Annotated in this window: 15 protein-coding genes and 3 pseudogenes; 9 read left to right on the forward strand and 9 right to left on the reverse strand. The window is 43.2% G+C overall.

Features of this window, described 5'->3' with window-relative positions; all coding sequences use genetic code 11:
- Positions 1-280: 280 nt before the first annotated feature.
- Positions 281-1,930, reverse strand: a complete 1,650-nt coding sequence (locus AB6E54_RS04095; protein WP_372107142.1) for a DEAD/DEAH box helicase — start codon at positions 1,928-1,930, stop codon at positions 281-283.
- A gap of 163 nt (positions 1,931-2,093) precedes the next feature.
- Positions 2,094-3,449 (reverse strand): diguanylate cyclase, encoded by a 1,356-nt coding sequence (locus AB6E54_RS04100; RefSeq protein ID WP_102398618.1) that lies wholly within the window; start codon positions 3,447-3,449, stop codon positions 2,094-2,096.
- A gap of 283 nt (positions 3,450-3,732) precedes the next feature.
- On the opposite strand from AB6E54_RS04100, the gene AB6E54_RS04105 reads away from it, so the two are divergent.
- Positions 3,733-4,875: a DUF3541 domain-containing protein gene (locus AB6E54_RS04105; RefSeq protein ID WP_372107140.1), complete on the forward strand. Its 1,143-nt coding sequence runs from the start codon at positions 3,733-3,735 to the stop codon at positions 4,873-4,875.
- 144 nt (positions 4,876-5,019) lie between these two features.
- Here AB6E54_RS04105 and AB6E54_RS04110 read toward each other — a convergent pair whose 3' ends face one another.
- The 4 genes from AB6E54_RS04110 to AB6E54_RS04125 form a co-directional block, all read right to left on the reverse strand.
- Positions 5,020-5,637: a class I SAM-dependent methyltransferase gene (locus tag AB6E54_RS04110; protein WP_017064868.1), complete on the reverse strand. Its 618-nt coding sequence runs from the start codon at positions 5,635-5,637 to the stop codon at positions 5,020-5,022.
- 45 nt (positions 5,638-5,682) lie between these two features.
- On the reverse strand, positions 5,683-5,952 hold the full coding sequence (locus AB6E54_RS04115) for a hypothetical protein (protein ID WP_017064869.1): 270 nt from the start codon (positions 5,950-5,952) through the stop codon (positions 5,683-5,685).
- Between the two features lie 321 nt (positions 5,953-6,273).
- A complete protein-coding gene (locus AB6E54_RS04120; RefSeq protein ID WP_017060598.1) occupies positions 6,274-7,482 on the reverse strand; it encodes a NupC/NupG family nucleoside CNT transporter in 1,209 nt (402 codons plus the stop codon).
- 445 nt (positions 7,483-7,927) lie between these two features.
- Positions 7,928-8,548 carry a hypothetical protein gene (locus tag AB6E54_RS04125; protein WP_017060596.1) on the reverse strand — a complete coding sequence of 207 codons (621 nt, stop codon included), beginning with the start codon at positions 8,546-8,548 and terminating at the stop codon, positions 7,928-7,930.
- A 187-nt stretch (positions 8,549-8,735) separates the two neighbouring features.
- On the opposite strand from AB6E54_RS04125, the pseudogene AB6E54_RS04130 reads away from it, so the two are divergent.
- A pseudogene (locus AB6E54_RS04130) lies at positions 8,736-9,059 on the forward strand (PTS sugar transporter subunit IIA); the annotation flags it as partial.
- A 134-nt stretch (positions 9,060-9,193) separates the two neighbouring features.
- Here AB6E54_RS04130 and AB6E54_RS04135 read toward each other — a convergent pair.
- The gene (locus tag AB6E54_RS04135) at positions 9,194-10,459 is read right to left on the reverse strand and encodes an HD-GYP domain-containing protein (protein WP_372107138.1); all 1,266 of its coding nucleotides are present in this window, start codon (positions 10,457-10,459) and stop codon (positions 9,194-9,196) included.
- A gap of 226 nt (positions 10,460-10,685) precedes the next feature.
- On the opposite strand from AB6E54_RS04135, the gene AB6E54_RS04140 reads away from it, so the two are divergent.
- A complete protein-coding gene (locus AB6E54_RS04140; RefSeq protein WP_017072204.1) occupies positions 10,686-11,222 on the forward strand; it encodes a GNAT family N-acetyltransferase in 537 nt (178 codons plus the stop codon).
- Between the two features lie 137 nt (positions 11,223-11,359).
- On the opposite strand, the gene AB6E54_RS04145 is transcribed toward AB6E54_RS04140, so the two are convergent.
- Together AB6E54_RS04145 and AB6E54_RS04150 are read right to left on the reverse strand one after the other, a co-directional pair.
- A complete protein-coding gene (locus AB6E54_RS04145; protein ID WP_017064877.1) occupies positions 11,360-12,709 on the reverse strand; it encodes a sensor histidine kinase KdpD in 1,350 nt (449 codons plus the stop codon).
- Entirely contained in the window at positions 12,702-13,391 is a 690-nt protein-coding gene (locus AB6E54_RS04150) for a response regulator transcription factor (RefSeq protein WP_017060591.1), read from the reverse strand. Before AB6E54_RS04150 ends, AB6E54_RS04145 begins: the two co-directional genes overlap by 8 nt.
- A gap of 181 nt (positions 13,392-13,572) precedes the next feature.
- On the opposite strand from AB6E54_RS04150, the pseudogene AB6E54_RS04155 reads away from it, so the two are divergent.
- The 6 genes and pseudogenes from AB6E54_RS04155 to AB6E54_RS04180 form a co-directional block, all read left to right on the forward strand.
- Positions 13,573-14,959 (forward strand): annotated as a pseudogene (locus tag AB6E54_RS04155) (putative bifunctional diguanylate cyclase/phosphodiesterase); the annotation flags it as partial.
- Between the two features lie 250 nt (positions 14,960-15,209).
- Positions 15,210-15,689, forward strand: a complete 480-nt coding sequence (locus AB6E54_RS04160) for a type II secretion system protein (protein ID WP_372107137.1) — start codon at positions 15,210-15,212, stop codon at positions 15,687-15,689.
- A gap of 833 nt (positions 15,690-16,522) precedes the next feature.
- Positions 16,523-18,268 (forward strand): annotated as a pseudogene (locus AB6E54_RS04165) (EAL domain-containing protein).
- 223 nt (positions 18,269-18,491) lie between these two features.
- Positions 18,492-18,863, forward strand: a complete 372-nt coding sequence (locus AB6E54_RS04170) for a GntR family transcriptional regulator (RefSeq protein WP_102331995.1) — start codon at positions 18,492-18,494, stop codon at positions 18,861-18,863.
- Positions 18,860-19,714 (forward strand): ABC transporter ATP-binding protein, encoded by an 855-nt coding sequence (locus tag AB6E54_RS04175; RefSeq protein ID WP_102331994.1) that lies wholly within the window; start codon positions 18,860-18,862, stop codon positions 19,712-19,714. The genes AB6E54_RS04170 and AB6E54_RS04175 overlap by 4 nt, the downstream gene beginning before the upstream one ends.
- Complete coding sequence (locus tag AB6E54_RS04180; RefSeq protein ID WP_017083226.1) at positions 19,714-20,571, forward strand: hypothetical protein; 858 nt, start codon at positions 19,714-19,716, stop codon at positions 20,569-20,571. Before AB6E54_RS04175 ends, AB6E54_RS04180 begins: the two co-directional genes overlap by 1 nt.
- The last annotated feature ends 250 nt before the right edge of the window (positions 20,572-20,821 follow it).

Here is a 20,821-nt window from a genome sequence, read left to right on the forward strand (position 1 = left end):
TTATTATTAATGAATAATTAAAGATTCATTACCCTTCCCAAAAATGTCATATTTCCCTTAGATTCAATCACTTTAAACAGCAATAAACCTCCCCTAGGTTACTCAACATAAACGGCTACTCAACATCAACAATACCCCAAACAGCGCCCATAAAAAAACGCGAACATTGAGATTCAATATTCGCGCTTATTCGATTTCAATGACAGAAAGAACTTAACCCACGAGACGCCTTTTTATAAAGCGACTCATGTTCGTTGCTCTTTCAATATCTCAGAAAAGATTACTTCTGAGGAGCTGGCTTAGAACGGCTTCGAGACGGTTTGTTTGTCGAAGGTTTGTTGTTTGTCGGCTTATTTGACGACTTGCTTGGGCCGTAGCTACCGCCGTAACCAGACTTCTTAGGTTTGCCTGCAGGTTTACCCGCGTTGTTTGGCTTACCAGTACCGTTAGATTTACCCGCACCGCTTGGTTTGCTCAGAGTGTTCTGAGCACCTGCGTTATTTGCAGCAGGTTTATTGCCCGCACTACCGCGTTTAAAGTTGCTGCCGTTGTTTCTTACTGATTTATCTTCAGTTGTCGCAGCTGAGTTGTTTTCAGCAGGTTTCTTACCAGATGTCGGCTTACGCTTTGGAGCCGAACCATTACCAGCTACATGACGCTTGTTCTTACCTGCTGGCTTGTGCCCGCGAGCGTTATCACCAGAGCGTTGACCATCAGCATGTTCACGTGGCTGTTTTGCTTTCTTCGGTTTCTTAGGCTTGATTGGACGTGAATCCAAGCGAGACTCAGGTAACTTATTTACTGGAGAGAAACCTTCCAGTTCACGACGCTCTAGCACTTGTTGAATCAGGCGTTCAATACCGAACAGCTCACCCACTTCATCAGCACAAACCAATGAAATCGCTTTACCTACTTCACCTGCACGGCCAGTACGACCGATACGGTGTACATAGTCTTCTGATACATGAGGAAGATCGAAGTTAACTACTTGAGGCAGTTGCGGGATATCGATACCACGAGCGGCGATATCAGTTGCAACAAGTACTCGTACCTTACCTGTTTTGAAGTTCTCTAAGGCTTTAGTACGTGCACCTTGGCTCTTGTTACCATGGATAGGTGCAGCAGTGATGTCTTGCTCTTCAAGGAAGCGAGCAAGCTTGTTCGCACCGTGTTTCGTCTTGCTGAACACCAACACTTGTTGCCAATCGTTATCTTTGATTAGCTTCGCTAGCATTGCGCTCTTTTTCTTTTTGTCTACTGGGTAGATGCTTTGCTCAACCGTTTTTGCCGTCGAGTTTGCAGGGCTTACTGAAATCTCAACAGGATTGTTCACTAAGCCTTTCGCTAAGCTGCGGATATCATCAGAGAACGTCGCTGAGAACAGTAGGTTCTGACGCTTCTTAGGCAAGAAAGCTAAGATCTTACGAATATCGCGGATGAAACCCATGTCTAGCATGCGGTCCGCTTCATCTAGCACTAGGATTTCTAGTTGGTCAAAACGCACTGCATTTTGGTTGTATAGGTCAAGTAGACGACCAGGTGTTGCCACCAACACGTCACTACCTTTACGCAGTTTTTGCATCTGAGGGTTAATCTTCACACCACCAAACACTACCGTCGAAGTCAGCGGTAAGTTAATACCGTACTTCACTACGCTGCCATTCACTTGCGCAGCAAGCTCACGAGTTGGCGTTAGCACGAGCGCACGAACTTGGTTCTGACGTACGCGAGTACCTTTCGATAACATTTCAAGAATAGGTAGCGTGAAGCCTGCAGTTTTACCTGTACCTGTTTGAGCAGCGGCCATAACATCTTTGCCCGTTAGGACAGCTGGCACGGCTTTCTCTTGTATTGGTGATGGCTTATCGTAACCTTGTGCTTCAATAGCTTTAAGGATCGGTTCAGAAAGGCCAAGGGAGGTAAAACTCATAGATTATTTTCTCAGTTGAATAACATTTAGTATGAGCAACACGTTAAAAAGTGCGTTGCTTCAGCTTTTGCTCATCAAATACATTGATACGGAGCAAAGCGCGGTATTCTGAGGCTTTTCCCCCCATTCAGCAACTAAATTCTAATCGCAGCTAAAATTCAACCTAGATAACTTGTCGCTTCTGTTCGTACATTTTTTCATCAGCGGCTTTCAAGAGCGCATCGACATCATTGTAGTTACTATTGTGAATAACCCAACCCACACTGATTCTGAGATAAATAGAGTGCGCTTCGTACACAACTGGCGCCGAGCATATCGCCTTTCGTAGTTTAGTCACGATTGAAGATACGTGTTGATCATCGATGATGCGTGGCAACAAGACCAAGAACTCATCACCGCCTATCCTTGCAACGATATCTGAAACACGCAGCTCACTTCTTATGCGGTTAGCACACTCAATCAATACCTGATCGCCTGCCGCGTGACCATAAGTGTCGTTGATTGCTTTAAACCCATCGAGGTCGATATTTACAACGGCAAAGGTTCTCGCTCTCTGTTTTTGAGTGGTTTTGAAGGCCTGTTTGAGGCTATACATGAAGTATCGACGATTCGGTAACATCGTTAGCTCATCATGCATAGAGCGGCTATCTGCAATCCGGTACAGACGATAAATAGTAAAGAAGGCAAACGCCAACACTAATATAATGGAGTAGCCTACCAGCCTTACCGCTTGGATTCGATACCAAGGCTCATCCATCAATACATGTTCGTTACCGGAGAGAGCAAGGTACCAACCCCCGTATGGGAAACTCACCTGTTCAGTGGCGAACGCATTATCGAACACATCCTGAGTGCCATAAAAGACAGCGCCATCTTTCCCTGAACTGTTTGCACCACGAATTGCTAATTCATACTTGTTCTCTATCTTGCCGATTCCAACATCTTCAAACAGCTCATCTAAACCGATAACAGCACTGGAGACACCCCAATAATCTTGATTGAAAGGCGGGTCTCGGAAGATCGGAGTGCGTGCAATGAGGGCTTGTCCACCTTGAAACAGCTCAAAAGGACCGGCAATAAAGGTGTTGCCAAGATTACGGGCTATCTCAACAGACTCCCATTGATTTGGGTGATCACGATAATTAATACCGAGAATCTGCTCATTACCTTCCATCGGGTAAACAAAGTTTAGAATGTCGTCTTTGGCGAGTCCGATAAGTCGAATATGGAAGCCATCTTGAATGATATTCTCAGCAATCTTATCCCAATTTTTCACCTCACCATCGGGGTTGATGGTCACTAAGGTCGAGAAATTATTGAGGATATACATATCTGACACGATCGCGGCTTCAATCCGAGAACGAATAATGGATAGTTGCTTTTTTGCCTCTGAATACGATTCGTTTTTAAGAAAAGTTAATTGCTTGGCATGAAAGAACTCAATTGCGCTTACTATCGCAAGGAAAAAAAGAAAAGATACTACTCTGGCAGACCACTGCTTGCTAGAACCACTTGGCATTTACGAACCTCTAACACTATTGTTCTATATACTGCCTTATAACGGCTCATTTCTGGCTTATTGCCCCAGTATGCCGCTAAGTCATTAAAAATCCATACTGACGTCGACTATCTATCAAATATTGAGTGATCCATCACTTCAAACTTCTTTACTAAACGAATGGTTTAATCAAAAAGGGTTAGTGAACCTTATAAAGCTTACATTGTATTGACTCAACGCTTACATTAAAGGATTCATCAATGTTATTTTACATAGACTAATAATCAGCTTGGTACCTCACGACATGAAGTTAAAAACTATCACACTGTGTACATTGCTATCAGCCTCGGTTGCCGTTCACGCACAAGAAAACGTTCAAGCGCCAACCGCAGTGAACGTTCAATCCCAAGCAGATTTGCTCAATTCTCAAGAACAATCTTTCAAGCAATCTGCAGACCTAATTCGCACCACCTACGAAAGCCAGCTTTACACCCTGCCTGCATTCAAAGAAGGTCACTACGGGCTGCGCATGTATCGTCAAACATTAGACGATAAGTATTCAGCGGCGGTGTGGAGCGACATGGCTCGAGTGGCAAGCAAGCTCAGCACCCTGTCGAATGACGTTCAAACCATGGAACAAATCGCACTCTACTCAGAGAAGCGAGTTGCATCTTATATTGGTGATAACGATGAGCGCAGTATTCGACGCTACAACATCACCAAGCACATGCCTGAATACCTTTACCTTGGTGTTGACCTTCTAGGCTCTATGGCTCGTGCTAACGAATACGGTTTAGAACACAAGAACGATGCCAAGCTACGCGAAATCATTCGTCGCTATGACTTCTCACGATACGTGACCAATGAAGACATGGTGAAAGCGTGGGCGGCTCAACTCGCCAATCAAGTCTACTGGCTGCGCCAACTGGGTGAACAAGATGTCGTTGATGAGTTTGTCGAAACCTTCAAAAAAGCGTACCCAGACGATGAAGATAAGAAGCTTTCAAGTCAGCAATTTGGCAACAAACTCTACGGCATGACACACGTCATCTTTGGCGATTCCGAGTACTATCAGCATCAAGTGAGCGAGCAAGATCATCAATGGATCTACGATTACTTCAGAGAAAACATCGATACGATTCTGTTGCGTGCGAAAGAAGATGTGATTGCTGAGGTTGGATTGACCTTCTTACTGGCAGGTTTAGAAGATGACCCAGTTCTAGAGAAAACTCGACTCGCGATTCAAGCTTCTATCGATGAGAAACAAGGCATGATCCCTTCTATCACTGGTGATTTTGATCTTGAGTACGGTGAACACCGCAATGTGCTAGCAATCATGCTACTCGATTGGCAGCAAGTGAATGAAGCGCCGACCTATGAAGGCAACCCTAAGGTATTTACTGACATCCCTTACGGACTTATTAAAAACCAACCACCGAAGAACTAGCAGCATACCTAGCCTAGGTTGGTCATAGAACCCAAAAAGCCGCATACCTTTCAAGGCTGCGGCTTTTTGCTGTTTACTACGTCAGTACTCGTATCAAAAGTTGTTAATATCAAAACCTGCGTAAAGATAAAAACAAAGACGACATCAAGCTCCTGACACGGCTTTGTTCATCACTATCGTAAAATCCCCTTCTGCGTAGCCCTCCGTTAAAGAGACATCATCGCAGAGCGTTTTACAGAAACGATAGACACCTTGAGGGTGATAACTCATCAAGGTATTACGCGAAGGATACTGGCTTGAGTTGAGAAGATTAAAAATCACCGTCTGATTCGCCAGTTCATACATGCGAGTAATCATGTTTGTCAGATAATCAGAATCACGAGAGATGTAGTTCAGTGAACCACTAGCGATGACAATGTCGTGCGCCTCAAGGTTCATTTTGCTCATATCACCCGCCAAAAACTGACAACGATCTTCTGTGTAGTTTTGCTTCGCCTTCTTAAGAAAGCCTGCGTGTTGGTCAACGCCGGTATAAGATTGAATACGATAGATGCTGTCGAGCAGTTCAAACAGCTCGCCATAGCCGCAACCCAAATCTAAAACACTCTTCTTTTCGAAGTCCGCCGCACGAGCGATTACTTCAAAGCGACACAATTGACTCTCTTCGCTAGTCCAACCTAAAGCTTTAGCCTTGTCGCCATTCGAGCGGTTAGTTTGTTTCCGATGATAGCGATACACCTTCCAACGATCGAGCCAGTGCATTCAAATCAGCCCTACTTCAATGAACATCAGCACACCTTGATAAGATTAAGCTTTAGAACTTGAAGAAAAGAGCCCACCGATTTTATAACCGATCGCATAGCAAACCACGGCGACAGTAACAAACACCAATGCCGAGAAGAAATACGCTACAGACGCTGCGACACCAGCCCCCCACACCACGCTGAACACCAAACCGAGATAAGCCTCTTTTGGCCACTGGTAGATAGGAAACTGAGCGCCGCCAGCAATTAGGTAAACCATCGCAAACAAGCCAATGAAGGTAACAATAAGACCGATGAGAACGCGAATGTTCATGGAGAGACCCTTGATTAATTTAGCTTGGTTGCCATTGTTCCTAATCGAAAGCGGATATGCTTAGTCGGAACCGAATATTCTCAATCGAAATCGAATGTTCTTAATCGAAGCCGAATGTTATTAATCGCAACCTGATGATATTCAAGTATATCGGATAAAAGGAACTGGCTCTATTACTCTTCCGAGTGAGCTTTTACTCACGATAGACAAATCACAGTCGACGGCCAAAACCTGATTTCGCCTGATTAACAGGCACAAAAAAGCGGACACCCTCCTTACGTTAACTCCGTAAGTAAAGTGTCCGCTTTAACTGAATATAGCTTAAAGCAGGATGAAAATACCCGCTAAGCATGCACTCATTAGGTTTGCTAGCGTACCAGCAGCTACAGCTTTCAAACCTAAGTTTGCAACTTCAGCACGGCGCTCTGGTGCCATAACACCGATTGAACCTAACTGAATCGCGATAGAACCAATGTTAGCAAAGCCACATAGAGCAAAAGTCACGATCACTTGGCTGTGTTCAGATAACAGAGCTTTGTTCTCAACGAAGTCGATGAAAGCAACAAACTCGTTCATAACGATCTTCTGACCGATGTAAGAACCCGCCATCAATACTTCGTCACTTGGGATACCGATCAGCCATGCAAGAGGCGAGAACAGGTAACCAAAGATAGCTTGTAGCGTAATACCCGCAAAACCGAACGTTTCACCTAGGCTTTCTAGGCCAGTGTTGACCATCGCAATCACACTCACGAATGCAACCAACATAGTACCAACCGCTACCGCAACCTTCATACCGTTCATCGCGCCGCTTGCCAATGCATCAATCACGTTGCTTTGGTCAGCTTTATCTAGCTCAATGTGGTCGTAATCACTTGGTGTGCTGCGCTCAGGAACAATGATCTTCGCCATTAACAGACTGCCCGGAGCCGCCATAAAGCTTGCAGCGATAAGGTATTTAAGCTCAACACCAAGGCCAGCATAACCACCAAGTACACTACCCGCTACCGACGCCATACCACCTGCCATTACAGCAAACAGTTCCGAACGAGTCATAGACTTTAAAAAGGGACGAATAAGAAGAGGAGACTCACCCTGAGAAAGGAAGATATTACCTGTAGCAACCAGAGATTCAGCTTTACTTGTACCCAGCAGTTTTTGCACCGCTCCGCCCAAGATTTGAATCACTTTCTGCATAACGCCTAAATAATAGAGCGCAGAGATCAAAGCACTGAAGAAAATAATGATTGGAAGTACGCGAACCGCGAAAATGAAGCCTTCAGTAGCAAGGTCACCGAAAAGGAATGCGATACCAACGTCTGCAAAACCAAGCAAACTCGAAACGCCATTGCTTAGGCTTGTTAACGCCAGTTGTCCCCAAGGGAAATACAATACTAAGGCTGCAAAACCGATTTGAAGTAATAGTGCACGAGAGACCGTTTTCCAGTTAATTGAAGAACGACTTTCAGATAACAGGTACGCGCAAGCAATCAGTGCAAGAACACCGACAAAACCAAATAGAATATTCATAATGTGTCCTAGTAATCCTTAAAGAGTGAACATGAGCCAAGCAAATGACATCAAAGGAACAGGACAAAGAACCGCAAGCAAAACGCTACGCGATGAAGGAGCTAACAGGGTTAGCGAATGTAACAACGAGTTGTTCATGTAAAAAATCACCTTATACAAGCAGTGGAACGTAGCTGGTCCGGTCCGTGGGGTCATTCACATATCCATGTGACGGCTTGTATTGGCTAAGCACCGGCTTAAAACCGGAAGAGAAGTATAAACAGTTAAGTGAGACTTTCATCACATTTTTTAACGCAAACGATCGCGCGGTCATAAAGCGTACAAATCGAACTACTTCTCGCAATAATTCATTTTCCCAGCAAGAAATAATGCAAAAAAAACCATCATTAAAACAAAAAGCCACAGAGTGTGGCTTTTTCAAAATATGAGATCAAAGTGGGAATAACTAGTTTAGCAGGGCACTTTTCACTTCAGCATCTCGGAATATCTCTTCAAAACGCTGTTTGTAGATCAGTTGCATCTCATTGATGATTGCACCACCATCAGGTACATCATTCTCGCCTTGGAAATTTTTGCTGAGTAGCTTATTACCAGCTTCATCATAGATAATCACATTAACGTTGTACCAAGAGTTATCCGTAAATGCGTGGAAGTCATACTTCCACTCATTCAAGACAAACATCATCGATTTGTTGTCGAATGCTTTCATCTGCTCAGCAACCTTGGTGATATCCTCTTCAGGCGTCGTCTCAACCGACTCAACAGCTACTTGCTGTTTTTTCAAGCCTGCGACCAATCTGTCAGTCAAAAATTGAGACATTGGCTGCTGTGTCGCCGTGTTGTAGGTATAAGGAATACCTAACGAACTGCGAATAATTCCCTCAAATTTTGGCTCTTTATCATGATCGAGAACGTATGGTCTCTTATCGATTACAGCGACGGTCAACGCTTTTTCCTGTGGAACTTCATTGAGTTGAGGCGCACTTTGTTCTGCTGTTAATACCGTTGCACAACCAGAAAGCCCTAACGATACTGCAGCGAGCAGTAAACTGACGAGTTTTTTCATAGATTTACCTATCTTATTGTTTTGAATAGGCTGTTCTAACAAAAATCGACTTAATGAGTAAACATTCATAAAATCAATATTTTACATAATTGTTATTTATATAAATTCGCTCACACATCGGGTTAAATTTATTGAGTCATCAGTCAATAACAAGGGTTTGTAACGGAACGTTATGAAATGAACAGATTATGTTCAAGCTATCAAGCAAAAGCACAAGGACATCGGCGCGTACTATGTTCTAGCACCAAAAATTGCGATGCCTCATGCTCGTCCTGAGGATGGTGTGAACGAAGCATCACTGCAAGTGACAGTATTCAAGAAGGGTGTTGATTTAGAGTCGGAAGACAACGGTGACGTTTATCTTTCAATTACTCTGGCGGCAATGGACTCAGACAGCCACATCCACACGATTATGGCGCTATCAGAGTTGTTCCAAAATGATAATGACATTGATGCCATCATCGCAGCGGAAACTGAGCAAGCGATCATCGAGATCTTAAAGCGATACTAATCTCGATCTAAAAATCCTGATAAGCCCCCATTAAAAAAAGCGATAGCCTCGGCTATCGCTTTTCTGTTTCTGGTGTTTAGTCATTTCGACCGAGTATGAGTTTAGGCGTCACACCTCGAAAGCATTCAGTGGCGTTAAAACGCGTACATTCGTTTGTCTGTCGATAATTCAAAGCAATATTGCGCGTGTTTATTAAGGCACTCAAACACTTCTCGATCCAACTTAAAGTTATCAACGTGGTCCCTCAAAATAGCGAGAGTCTCTTCTAACGTCATGCCTCCACGATAAGGTCGAGACTGAGTTAGCGCTTGAAACACATCCACCACAGCAACAATTCGACTGGGTTGATCCAACTCTTCCGCCGTTTTTCCCATTGGGTAACCCGAACCATCTAACCTTTCATGGTGATTAGATGCCCACTGACAAACCTGAGGTGAACTGAACAACTCCTGCAATGCGAATCGAGTGTCCGTTGCATGGCGTTTAATACAGCAATACTCTTCTTCAGTGAGTAAATCCGGCTTATGCAGAATGTCATTAGGGGTTTGCAGTTTACCGATATCATGGACTAACCCAGCCAGATAGAGTTTGCGCTGAGTGGTGTAGGAATAACCCAGCTGTTTGGCGAGGTATTCTGAAAGCTGCCCAACCTTTAAAGAGTGCTTAAAGGTAAACGAACTTTTGGTATCAACAACATTGGCGATAAACTCGGCAAAGGCCACCGTCTCATCCAGCGAAATTTGCTGGGAGAAAAATGGCACAGGTTCAAAGTTATCCCTCATGTTCTCGATGTATGGAATCTCCATAGAAAACCAGAAGTCATCCAAATCAACCAACTCGCACATGTGTTGCACAAGGTTGGTTTCGAACATCTCATCCGCTTGTTCAGTCAAACGTTCAATGATGCTCGCTTTGCCATCTGGTGTTAGGTTTCCATAACGATCAGAAGAGGTTATGCCGTATAGATAATCGACTCTATCGGCAAGCATCACGATGGCAGCTAGTTCTCTTTCTAACTCGCTGATATGAATAGCCCTTAGCTCAGACCACGGAGTATGGTGATAAAGAACCGGCTTAGCAAATATAGAAAGAACTGGGCACTCTTTTAAGATTTGGTAGCCCTTTTGACAATGGTGATAGCTTGAGTCAGGTACAAACCCAGACGTTAAACTGAGCTGTTCATCAATTTGCGAGACACCACAGTCGTGAATCAAGCCTAACGAAAACGCGAGCTGCGCTTGCTCTTCTTCCCACCCCACACTCAGAGCACATCGATACGCGATATAGCCCACTCTCTGTCCATGATTTTTACTTTCGAAACCGACGTTATCAAGCGCCTTAGCAATACCGAATAGAGCCTTCCTTAAGTCCACGGTCACGTCCTGGCAATGTTGATTCATTATTTAAGCCTAGCATTTTTATATTTTTTATATATTTAGGCCGCTAATACTAATGCATAGCTAATGATTATATACACAACTATTGTAAGGTTTAATGAGTTTCGTGATAGAACCAACGTATCACGAAAAATCCGTGCTACAAATGGTTGCATATTAAAAATCATGCGACATTATAGCCTGCCGACTAAGATTCGCTTAAATAAGCAGCCATAAGAAAAGGAAAGACATGTTTAAAACGGTTATCGACAACGAACTCTCCATCGCATTGGTTGAAGAGAGCTTCGCTTCTCACTACGCGGAAATCTCACAAAGCCAGAATGAGTACCTAAGTCAATGGCTCGTGTGGCCGCCACATTGTAAAACCGAGCAAGACTTTAGGATCTTCATCCAACGCTCGCTACACGATTATGCCGAAGGGAAAAGCATGACTTGTGCAATCGTGTATCAAGACAAGGTCGTCGGTAACTGCAGTTTCAATACCATTGATCATGATAAGCAAAAGGTGACCATAGGTTATTGGTTATCTGAGACATACCAAGGAAAGGGGATTGTGACGCGCGTTGTCCAGAAGCTGATTGATGTTGCTTTCAATGAGTTAGATATGGAAAAGGTAGAGATATCAGCCGCAACCGGTAACCAAAGCAGCCGCAAGGTTTGTGAGCGCTTACATTTCACGTTAGAAGGTATCATCACGCGTAACGAAAACTTGAATGGTCGCATCATTGACCACGCTATTTATGGCCTTCATCGCTCTAAGCTCTAAGCTCTAAGCTCTAAGCTCTAAGCTCTAAGCAGTAGTACTAAGAAGTCACTAGCTTGTAAATCGGAATATGAAAAAGCCACGGTATTAGTCCGTGGCTTTGTTATTTGACGAGCCTGAAGAGTTCTTAAAGCTACAGTTTATGCGATCTTAGGAATCACGATACTGAACTTGGCACCACCATGGTTGCTGTCGTCGATTTTGATATCCCAAGAAAGTTTTTTAGCCGCCGATAGAGCAATCGCGAGGCCCAACCCCAATCCACCGTTGGTCGACGTTCTGCTTGAGTCTAGTCGAGAGAACGGAAGGAATACCTCATCACGCCTATTCTCTGGTATTCCAGAACCATTGTCTTCAATCACCACCAGCCAGTTTTCTGAGTTCTCATCCAGCGTCATCCACACTTTGTCTTGTGTGTAATTACCCGCATTCTTGAGAACGTTATCGAACACCAAGCGTGCCATTGAGCAATCACACTTAATCTTGCACTCTAGCTGTACCTTAGATTCAAAGGTGGCATTGTCTAGTTTCGAGTAACGAATTCGGTCTAGGCAATACTCACGAAGATCGGAGGTCACTTTAACGAGCTCAAAGAAAGAGTTATCCATGACATTCAACTTCGACAGCATGATGATTTCTGACGTGAGCTCGTTGATATCCTCAATGTAGGTATCAATGTCATCGAAAAGAACCTGATGATTATCGGGGGCTCCCCTTCTTAGGATATCGGTCGCCAGTTGAATACGACTTAGCGGAGTTCGTACTTCGTGTGGGATAGCTTGAGCGAAAATATGACTTTGTTTTACTTTGCTTTCGATCTCTTCAGCCATGAAGTTAAAACTGCTGGCCAAATCAGAAACAGGATGGATGTCGTCCATGTCAGATCGAGTACTAAGCTTGCCCTTACCAAACTGTTTCTGCTTCTCGACGAGCAACTCTATTCTTTCTTGAAAACGCCTCACAGGTAAGTAAACACTTGCTCCAATCGCCACAATCACAGCCAACAACAGCCCTAACAAAAAGTGTCGTTCTGAGTCTTCGTACCATTCAATGTCAGGAGAGAAAAAGTCCCCTACCTCACTGAACCCAAAACTGAATTTAGAGTTTGGTAGCTGAAACACGGTCGAATAGAGGTTGTCATCACTTAGATATATCGGCACACCGTTTAAGGTTGTGTATAACTCACATTGTTGGCAAGGCGCCTCGCCCGACCAATTCTCCAACAGGCGTAAATTGAATATATAAAATTGTTGGTAGCCTGTTCTATCGAGCTCTTTATAGAGTGAGTTTTCTTGATTGTGTTGACGAACATACTGCTCCGCAAAGTAGATGCCATCATTGAGGAAGGTTTCGATCTCGGTGCGTCGCATGTACCCCTCACCAAGGTTCAAGAACAAAAATATCGTTGCCGACATACCAGTCACAATCCCAAGGTATAAGCGAGCAAACATCGAAACCGAGCGAAGCTTCGTAGCAATGAACTTACGCAACCAGCATGTACCCCTTGTTGCGAACCGTACGAATCAACTGTTTGTCTTTTGCGTGAATGCGCAGCTTTCGGCGTAACCCAGACACGCGCATATCAATCGAGCGGTCGTTGAACGCGTAATCTATCCCTCTAAATAACTGACAGCACTGGTCTCGAGTCACGACCTGACAGATGTTATTAACGAGAAGGTTTAAGATTTCAAATTCAGCAGAAGTAAGCTTGAGGTTTTGGCCGTAGAGCGTGGCACTTTGAGCAGAGCTGTTGATTACAATATCGCACTGTTTTTCAGCCGTAGTTTCTTGCGCAGTTTTTACGGGAGTCGCTCGACGCAATAACGCTTCAATTCGCGCTAACAAGGCATGGCCACGAATCGGTTTGGCAACGTAATCGTCCGCACCAAATTTAAACAAGCTGACCTCGCTCATTTCATCGGCGGAAGCCGTTAGCACTAAAATCATTCCATTGTAAAACTCACGGGCTTGACGGCAAATTTGCGCGCCGCTCATCCCTGGAAGCATCAAGTCCAACAGCACTAAATCAGGTTCAATACTACGGATCGCTTCAAGTGCCAAGTTCCCTTCATGAACAACGCTAACATTGTAACCTTCAGCTTCGAGGTAAAGCGTCGTTAGACGAGCTATCTCTTGGTCATCTTCAACAATGAGCACTTTGGTTTTCGACATTCCTATCACCAGTATTTATTAAAAGCGAAGGCAGTATATATACTGGTCATAGATCATCAATATTGGAATCAGAGCCTTAACTTTACCGTACGCAAAACATAGTAATCACTTTTGTACATGCACGTTTACAGAATAGAGAACCAACAACGGTGCGCCTTGGTTTATCAAGGTTTCCTCCTTCAGAGCACACCATTTTGATGTGCAAGGAAAGTGGCTCTTTGATAAAAGCGAACTGCTGCTAAACCTAACCTGTACAACAAAGCAAAAAGAGAAGCTGATAAAAGCCAGATACAACGCAGAACACGACTGTTTAACGGAGCTTTATAATCGCCGTGGGATCAGCAACCTTCTAGAAACCAGCATTGCCTATCGCTCACCGTTTGAATTGATGTTTGTCGACCTTGATGGCTTCAAATTAGTTAATGACACTTATGGGCACACTGTCGGAGATCAACGACTCAAACAGGTTGGTGAACGCCTTAAACAGTTGGTTGATGAGAAATGCATGATAGGGCGATTTGGTGGCGACGAATTCATTGTGATTGCCCACACCTGCCGAAATCAAAATATCCCACTACTTTGCTCTCGCATCATTGATGCCTTAAACCGAAGTTTCCATATCAGAGGCATCGGCAGTTTATCTGTCGGTTGCAGCATAGGTACCGCGCATTTCCCTGATAACGCGGTTGACCAAGAAACATTGCTAAAGCAAGCGGGTATGGCGATGCATCTTGCAAAAGCGAATGGTCGAAACCGCTTCCAAACGTTTACCCCAGACTTAGCACAAACCCTGCATCGCAAAGTAGAGATCCGCCATCGACTGGCACGCGCCATAGAAAACGACGATCTCAACCTTCACTATCAACCGATCATGAACACCAACAGCGACAAGGTGAAAGGGTTTGAAGCCTTGCTTCGATGGTCAGACAAAGAGCTAGGTAACATAGGCCCTGATGAGTTTATTAGCTTAGCGGAGGAGCGGGCAGATTGTACCGCTCGGGAAATGGGTTCTGAACTCTGCACTCAAACAGCTATCGATATGGCAACGTGAGTTTGATAGTGAGTTGATGATGAGTATCAATATTTCGAGTATTCAGATGCACGCGACCTTTGCCGAGCAGCTATTAGCAATGTTGAACTTCTACAATATCCAACCTCAAAGCATCGCCCTTGAGATCACTGAATCTTCCATGATCTTCAAGCATGGTGAAGTCAGGCAAGCGTTAAGCGATATTTCTAAATTGGGCGTAGAGCTTCACCTTGATGACTTTGGCACAGGCTACTCGTCACTGTCGATGTTGCATGACTTACCGATTAGCACCGTGAAACTCGATAAAAGCTTCGTCCACGGTTCACACAAAGGGAGCAAAGCGATTGTCCAAGCCACCCATGCTATCTGTGAAAAATTGGGGCTAAAAGTGGTTGCTGAAGGTGTCGAAACCGAAACGCAAAAAGCGTTCTTAATCGATTGTGGATACCAGTATCTTCAGGGATTTTTATTTAGTAAACCAATTCCCTCAAATGAAGTCGAAAGTCAGTTTTTGAATGGTCGACAATCCTACAATTAAAGACTTATTTATCAATAAATTAAGTCGTTTGAATGCTTCCTAAACAATCGGCTGCTGTGGGTGTGTACGCTTACGTATGCTTACATAGCGTTTAACAGTAAGAGGAAATAATTAAGCTATTGTTTATAAAGAAAATTACTTAGAAATTCACACAATAAAACACCAAACCATTATACCCACTAACTGTAATGACTTGGGTATTTAGATTACCCTCATTCCGTCCCTTTAGCAGAGCAAATAATCGGTAACCATGAACAGACAAAACGGCTTCACTCTTTTAGAACTCATCATCTCTGTATTAATTTTAGCGATCGTTTCGGCGACAGCTATGGTCAAGTTCTTAAACGTTCAAGGAAGTGCTCGGACGAGTAAAATACATGATGTGGCTGGTAACCTTCGCACGGGTATCGATATGATCTACGCGAAGTCAGCGATTGCTGGCGTTGAGGATGAGTGCAACTATGTTGAAAAGACGGAGATTGAGACCTACTACGTTTGTCATGGTTACCCAATCGCCTATGTTGACTCACTAAGAAGACTGCTCAATATCGACGCAACAGAGCTTCATGTCATCAACAAAGAAGTAGACTCTGGCAGCAATGCAGAAAGAGTAGCCGCCATCTCTTTCGACACCGAAAACTACACCTATTCGCCAGAAGGAGACTTTTGTCAAGTGCTTTATCAGCCAGAAAAAGAACCACAGATCGTGGTGCTTGATGGTGCATGTTAAATACTCAACGATTGCACGCTTCCATAGTTAACACAAAGCCACCGCAACAGATCTTTGAATATCATGTGGTTACGCTAACATTTGCTCAAAAATAACACTAATTGATCTAACTTGTTGCTGCTTATACTTTAGGCAGTGCTCATGGTATAACACCAACCTCATTCAATCTTACTTTCATCACTAGCCGATTAATATTTACATAGACACATATTTGATACATATGTCAATAATAATTCCATTAAAATTCTTTAATCAACACATCATGATAAAAATCATCCTTTCCCTATTTTAAATATCCCACCTTAAAGTTTAATTATTTAAATTTCGTAACAGAATAAATTAAAGTCAATCATTCAACAAATATAATTAATTCTATCATTGATTACTTTAATTAAATCACCAAAACAATACGCCACATAAATTATATTAATATCACATAAAATGACATAATTTAATTTTATCATGAAAAATTCTGATAAATCTCACACATCGATAAACCGAATGAATACCATCAGAAGCTACATTAGAAACCTCTAAATCCAGTCGCTAAACCTACCGCGTAGAAGCTGTGAAATGGATAAATACCAAAACAAATGGATAAATCCCCCTTACCCCTTGTAAATCATTGGCTTTCATTTATAAATTCAACTTTTGGGTGAACATCTCCATAACCTTTCATTAAAGCCCAAATTCTGCGATTAGTATCAACATCTTGAGATAAAATGGTGACATTTTGGTTATATTATTTAGATCGAACTCTTGTGTTGAATGAAAATCCCAGCCATCACATATCCATCACACAAATATAATAACTATCGCTTAGGAGTTAAGCTATGCACTGTTCTTTCAATATAAATAACAATAATGAGAGCTTGCAACTAATCTACAATGAAGAAAAAATATACATAAAAAGAGACAGTAATAAGATATCAGAGGAAACTCTTAATAGTAAAGAGAGTTTTGTTTTCAAATACCTTATTGAACACTCGTCAATATCAAACCCTCAATCTGCACGAGATGTTGAAGAATCTTTTAAATTACACTTTGACGAAGAGTTTAGCTTATACGCGTTAAAAAATATTATTGCTTCTATAAGAAAGAAATATCGAAGCTTATGTAAGAAAGCGAAGGTAGATAATAATAGCGAACTTATCTCTAACCTTTATAAGGTAGGTTACTTTATCGATCTCGATAAAAGCTCAACCAACCGTATCGCACCTAAGTACGACATCAACCAGTTCAAGCCCAGCCAGTTCGAGATGTTGAAACTGATGTTCAACACCTATCATCGAGAGCTGATTAAGGCTCTGATAGCCGTGTTCACCATCTCTTCCTTTTTCCTATTCGTTGTCTACTTTTCCCAAATCCTTTATACGACGAAGATTGCGAATGAATACAGTGAGAACACCAAACACATTGCCGCAGAAGTCATGGACTACGGTTGCGATAGCCACGGGGCTGTGCACTCGCTAAGGCACTCGCTCAACCTTGATTCTGTCGTCATGACCACACCTTATGACTCCTGCTATATCTCTAAAACACGTTCTAAGATGATAGAGCTCAATCAATTAGACGACTTCTACGATAGTGCTGACTTTGCCTATTCACGCTTCATGGATACCGAGCACGACATTGAGATGGTTGCTCGAATATCTAAACGATCTATCGAAGCTCGATACAAGAACTCACTATTGCCTCTATTAGTCGATTCGATTTCCATCTAGAAGAATGGTTACCACATCTTAAACCTTGGCGAAGAGAGTAAATCTATCTATCAAACCTCCCTACCAACGGGTGCAACCATCACCTTCTACAGTGACGACATTGTTGCACTATGGATTGCGCTTTCTCTGATACTCGCCACCCTGCTTTATCGCTCCTATATTCTGGGTTTCGTGATCTACCTGTTTCGTTGGAAACACATCTCCTTTGAAGAAGAGCCGATCATCAACACCGAAGACAACTGCGTTCTCTACTACGAGTTGTTATCTCGTGTGCGTAACGTTGGCGTTTTAAGCTTCATCAACACCATGAGACGCACCAATTTACTCACCTTTCATACTATTTTACTCATCGAGACAGTCAGAAAAGCGAAGTTAAACAACAGCCATGAGATCTATGGTGTCAACGTGTGTCCGAGTGCTTTGGTAGGGTCGAACTTCGCAAGGCTCAGAGAGCATTTAGCCGCGATGGAAGCGAATGAGTTTGTCGTAGAGATTACTGAATATTCGAACATTGGCTATGGGTGTGAGGTTATCGATAACATTAAGGATATCAAAAAGCTTGGTATCACTATCGCTCTGGATGACTTTGGTACGGGCAATAACAACATCGAAATCATCAATGTTATCTCTCCGGCCTATCTAAAACTGGATCGTTGCTTTGTTAAGGATATCGAGTCAGGAGAGCATCATCAGGGTGTATTGCTCAATATCTCGGAGATTGGACGCCTATCAAATATCACAATGATTTATGAAGGTGTCGAGACGCGTAGGCAGCAATATATCTTGTGTCAGTTAGGCTACAACTTACATCAAGGTTACCTATATAGCCGGCCTAATGACTCAAAGGAGCAATAGGCCCAGCCTAATAGAAATCTTGATCAGCAACCATTCCCTATTCAAATAATCATCGCTCATACCGCTGCTTGAAAGCCCACAAGGATGTAGGCTTCAAGTGCCCTCCCCACCAAACGTGCTTTATCTAAACATAAAAATACCCGATGCACTTTCATAAAATCCTTGCCAACTCGAATAAATAGGTTAGTGTTATACACATGTATATCACCATGCAGTTTTAATTATGACCGAATGGAAAGACGACCAGCCGATCTTTAGGCAGCTTGCCGCCAAGATCAGTGACCAAATTCTTCAGGGTGTTTGGCTAGAGCTACAAGCATTGCCCTCTGTGCGTGCGGTTGCCGCCGATCTCAAGATCAACCACCTTACTGTCATGAAAAGCTACCAGTTACTGGTGGATGAAGGCTTGGTAGAGAAAAAACGCGGCCAAGGCATGTATGTGGCCGAAGGGGCACTTCAAAAATTGAAAGAGTCTGCACACCAATCATTCATCAACACACAGATCCCAGCCATCGCTGAGACGCTAGGCATCATTGATATGAGTGTCGAAGAACTCGTGAAACAGCTAGCACAACATATAAAGGACAAGTCATGAGTACGTTACTTTCCGTGAAAAACGTAACCAAAACCTATTCAAATCAAGTGGGTGTCGAAAACATCAGCTTTGAGTTAAAACCAGGGCAAGTACTTGGTCTGCTTGGCCACAATGGCGCGGGTAAATCGACTCTGATCAAATCACTGCTTGGTGGACACAACTATCAAGGTGAGATTGAAGTAAACGGCTACCACCCTATCCACCAGCACGCAGAGCTCATGCAGCACTTGTCGTACATCTCAGATGTTAACGTGTTACCAGAGTGGATGACGGTTAAACAACTGCTTCGATACACACAAGGTGTGCACCCTAGCTTCAACAAGCAAAAAGCAGAACAGACGTTAAGCAGCACCAATATTAAGTTGTCTTCTACTATCAAGCAGCTTTCTAAAGGGATGAAAGTACAACTTCACCTTGCGATCATCATCGCGACTGACACTCAAGTGTTGATCTTAGATGAGCCTACACTGGGCTTAGATTTGCTGTATCGCGATACTTTTTATCGCCACCTACTAGAATGGTTCCACGACGGCGAACGCGCCATGATCATTGCAAGCCATGAGGTTTCAGAAATTGAACACCTATTAACGGATGTACTGATTTTGAAGCAAGGTCATTGTGTACTGCAAAAAAGCATGGAAGACATCGAGAGCGACTATTTCATTATTGAAGTCGCAAACAACCATTCAAGCGAGATTCAGAAACTCAACCCACTGACCTCACAATCAGGGCTAGGAACGACTAAGTGGTTATTGGAAGGTCAATACAAAGCGCAGGTTGAATCACAGGGTAACATCTATAACGTTGGTCTCGCAGATCTATTCCTTGCAACACAGACGGAGAAGGCATAATGCATCCAAGTTTTTACATGCTAGAAAAAGAACTCATCGAGCACAAAGTTAACACTCGATTGCCTCTGTTTGTCGCGTTATGTGGTTTCTTACTGTTCGTTGGTCTGTTCTTTAATGGCGCAGCACAACATGAGTTTTTCTTTGAAATGCAAGTGAACGGTGACGTGAGCGACATCCACAGAGAGTTCGCACAAGATCTCAACTCAGTGATCTACTTTGGCGCGGGCCTTATTTCACTGATCCTGTCGACGCTATATATCCCTAAAACGCTGCGTAAAGAGCGCCAAGAAGGCAGTTCGATGTTTTGGAGAAGTATGCCGGTATCTAACGCAATGACTCACGGCGTGAAACTCGGCTTCGGTTTAGTGGTTATTCCGGCTATCTGTGCATTGTTAGTACTGTTCGCAGATTTTCTATTCTGGATATTGAACGTCTCAAGTGAACAACAACTGGCGCTATTGGTTGAGCAGCAATCTCTGTTTTATGTGCTGAGCAACTGGGTCGTGTTTTTTGGACGAATGATGTTAGTTGCACTGGTTTTATTGCCACTGGCAACCGTCACTCTAGCGATTTCGCAGCTGGTAAACTCTCCATTGCTTGTCATTTTCATCTCAAGCTATGCGATTAAGTTCCTCTCTGTCGCAGTGTTTGGGTTCTATGGCATCAATGACTTCCTATCTCTCATCGCGTCATTACCAATGAATGTACTCATAGCAAGCAACCCATTAAGTGCGATTGCAGAAGCGCCGATTTTATCTTTAGGTATTTACGCACTGATCGGTGTTGGTGGCTATCTACTGAGCCTAAAGCTAAATAGAACGGACGATGTGAGCTTAAAGACGCTGTTCCAACGTTAGAGTCTATCCTAAGCACGAGCCTTTATCGGGCAGTCACATCAGATATCAAAATCTAAATCAAAGCTTCTGAGAAATCGGGAGCTTTTTTATTATCAAGACGTTAACGAGTACAGGGATGCGATAACAAGGAACAAGGAACAAGGAACAAGCTTTAGTTTGGGGTAACAGGTTTAACAAACGAAGATAAACTTAGAGGAGGTATTAATGAGCTGACATTGAATGCATTGTTGTTAATGCCTGTCAGCTCTTT

It is taken from the genome of Vibrio sp. 10N.247.311.49 (assembly GCF_041467655.1).
Taxonomy (GTDB): Bacteria; Pseudomonadota; Gammaproteobacteria; order Enterobacterales; family Vibrionaceae; genus Vibrio; species Vibrio crassostreae_C.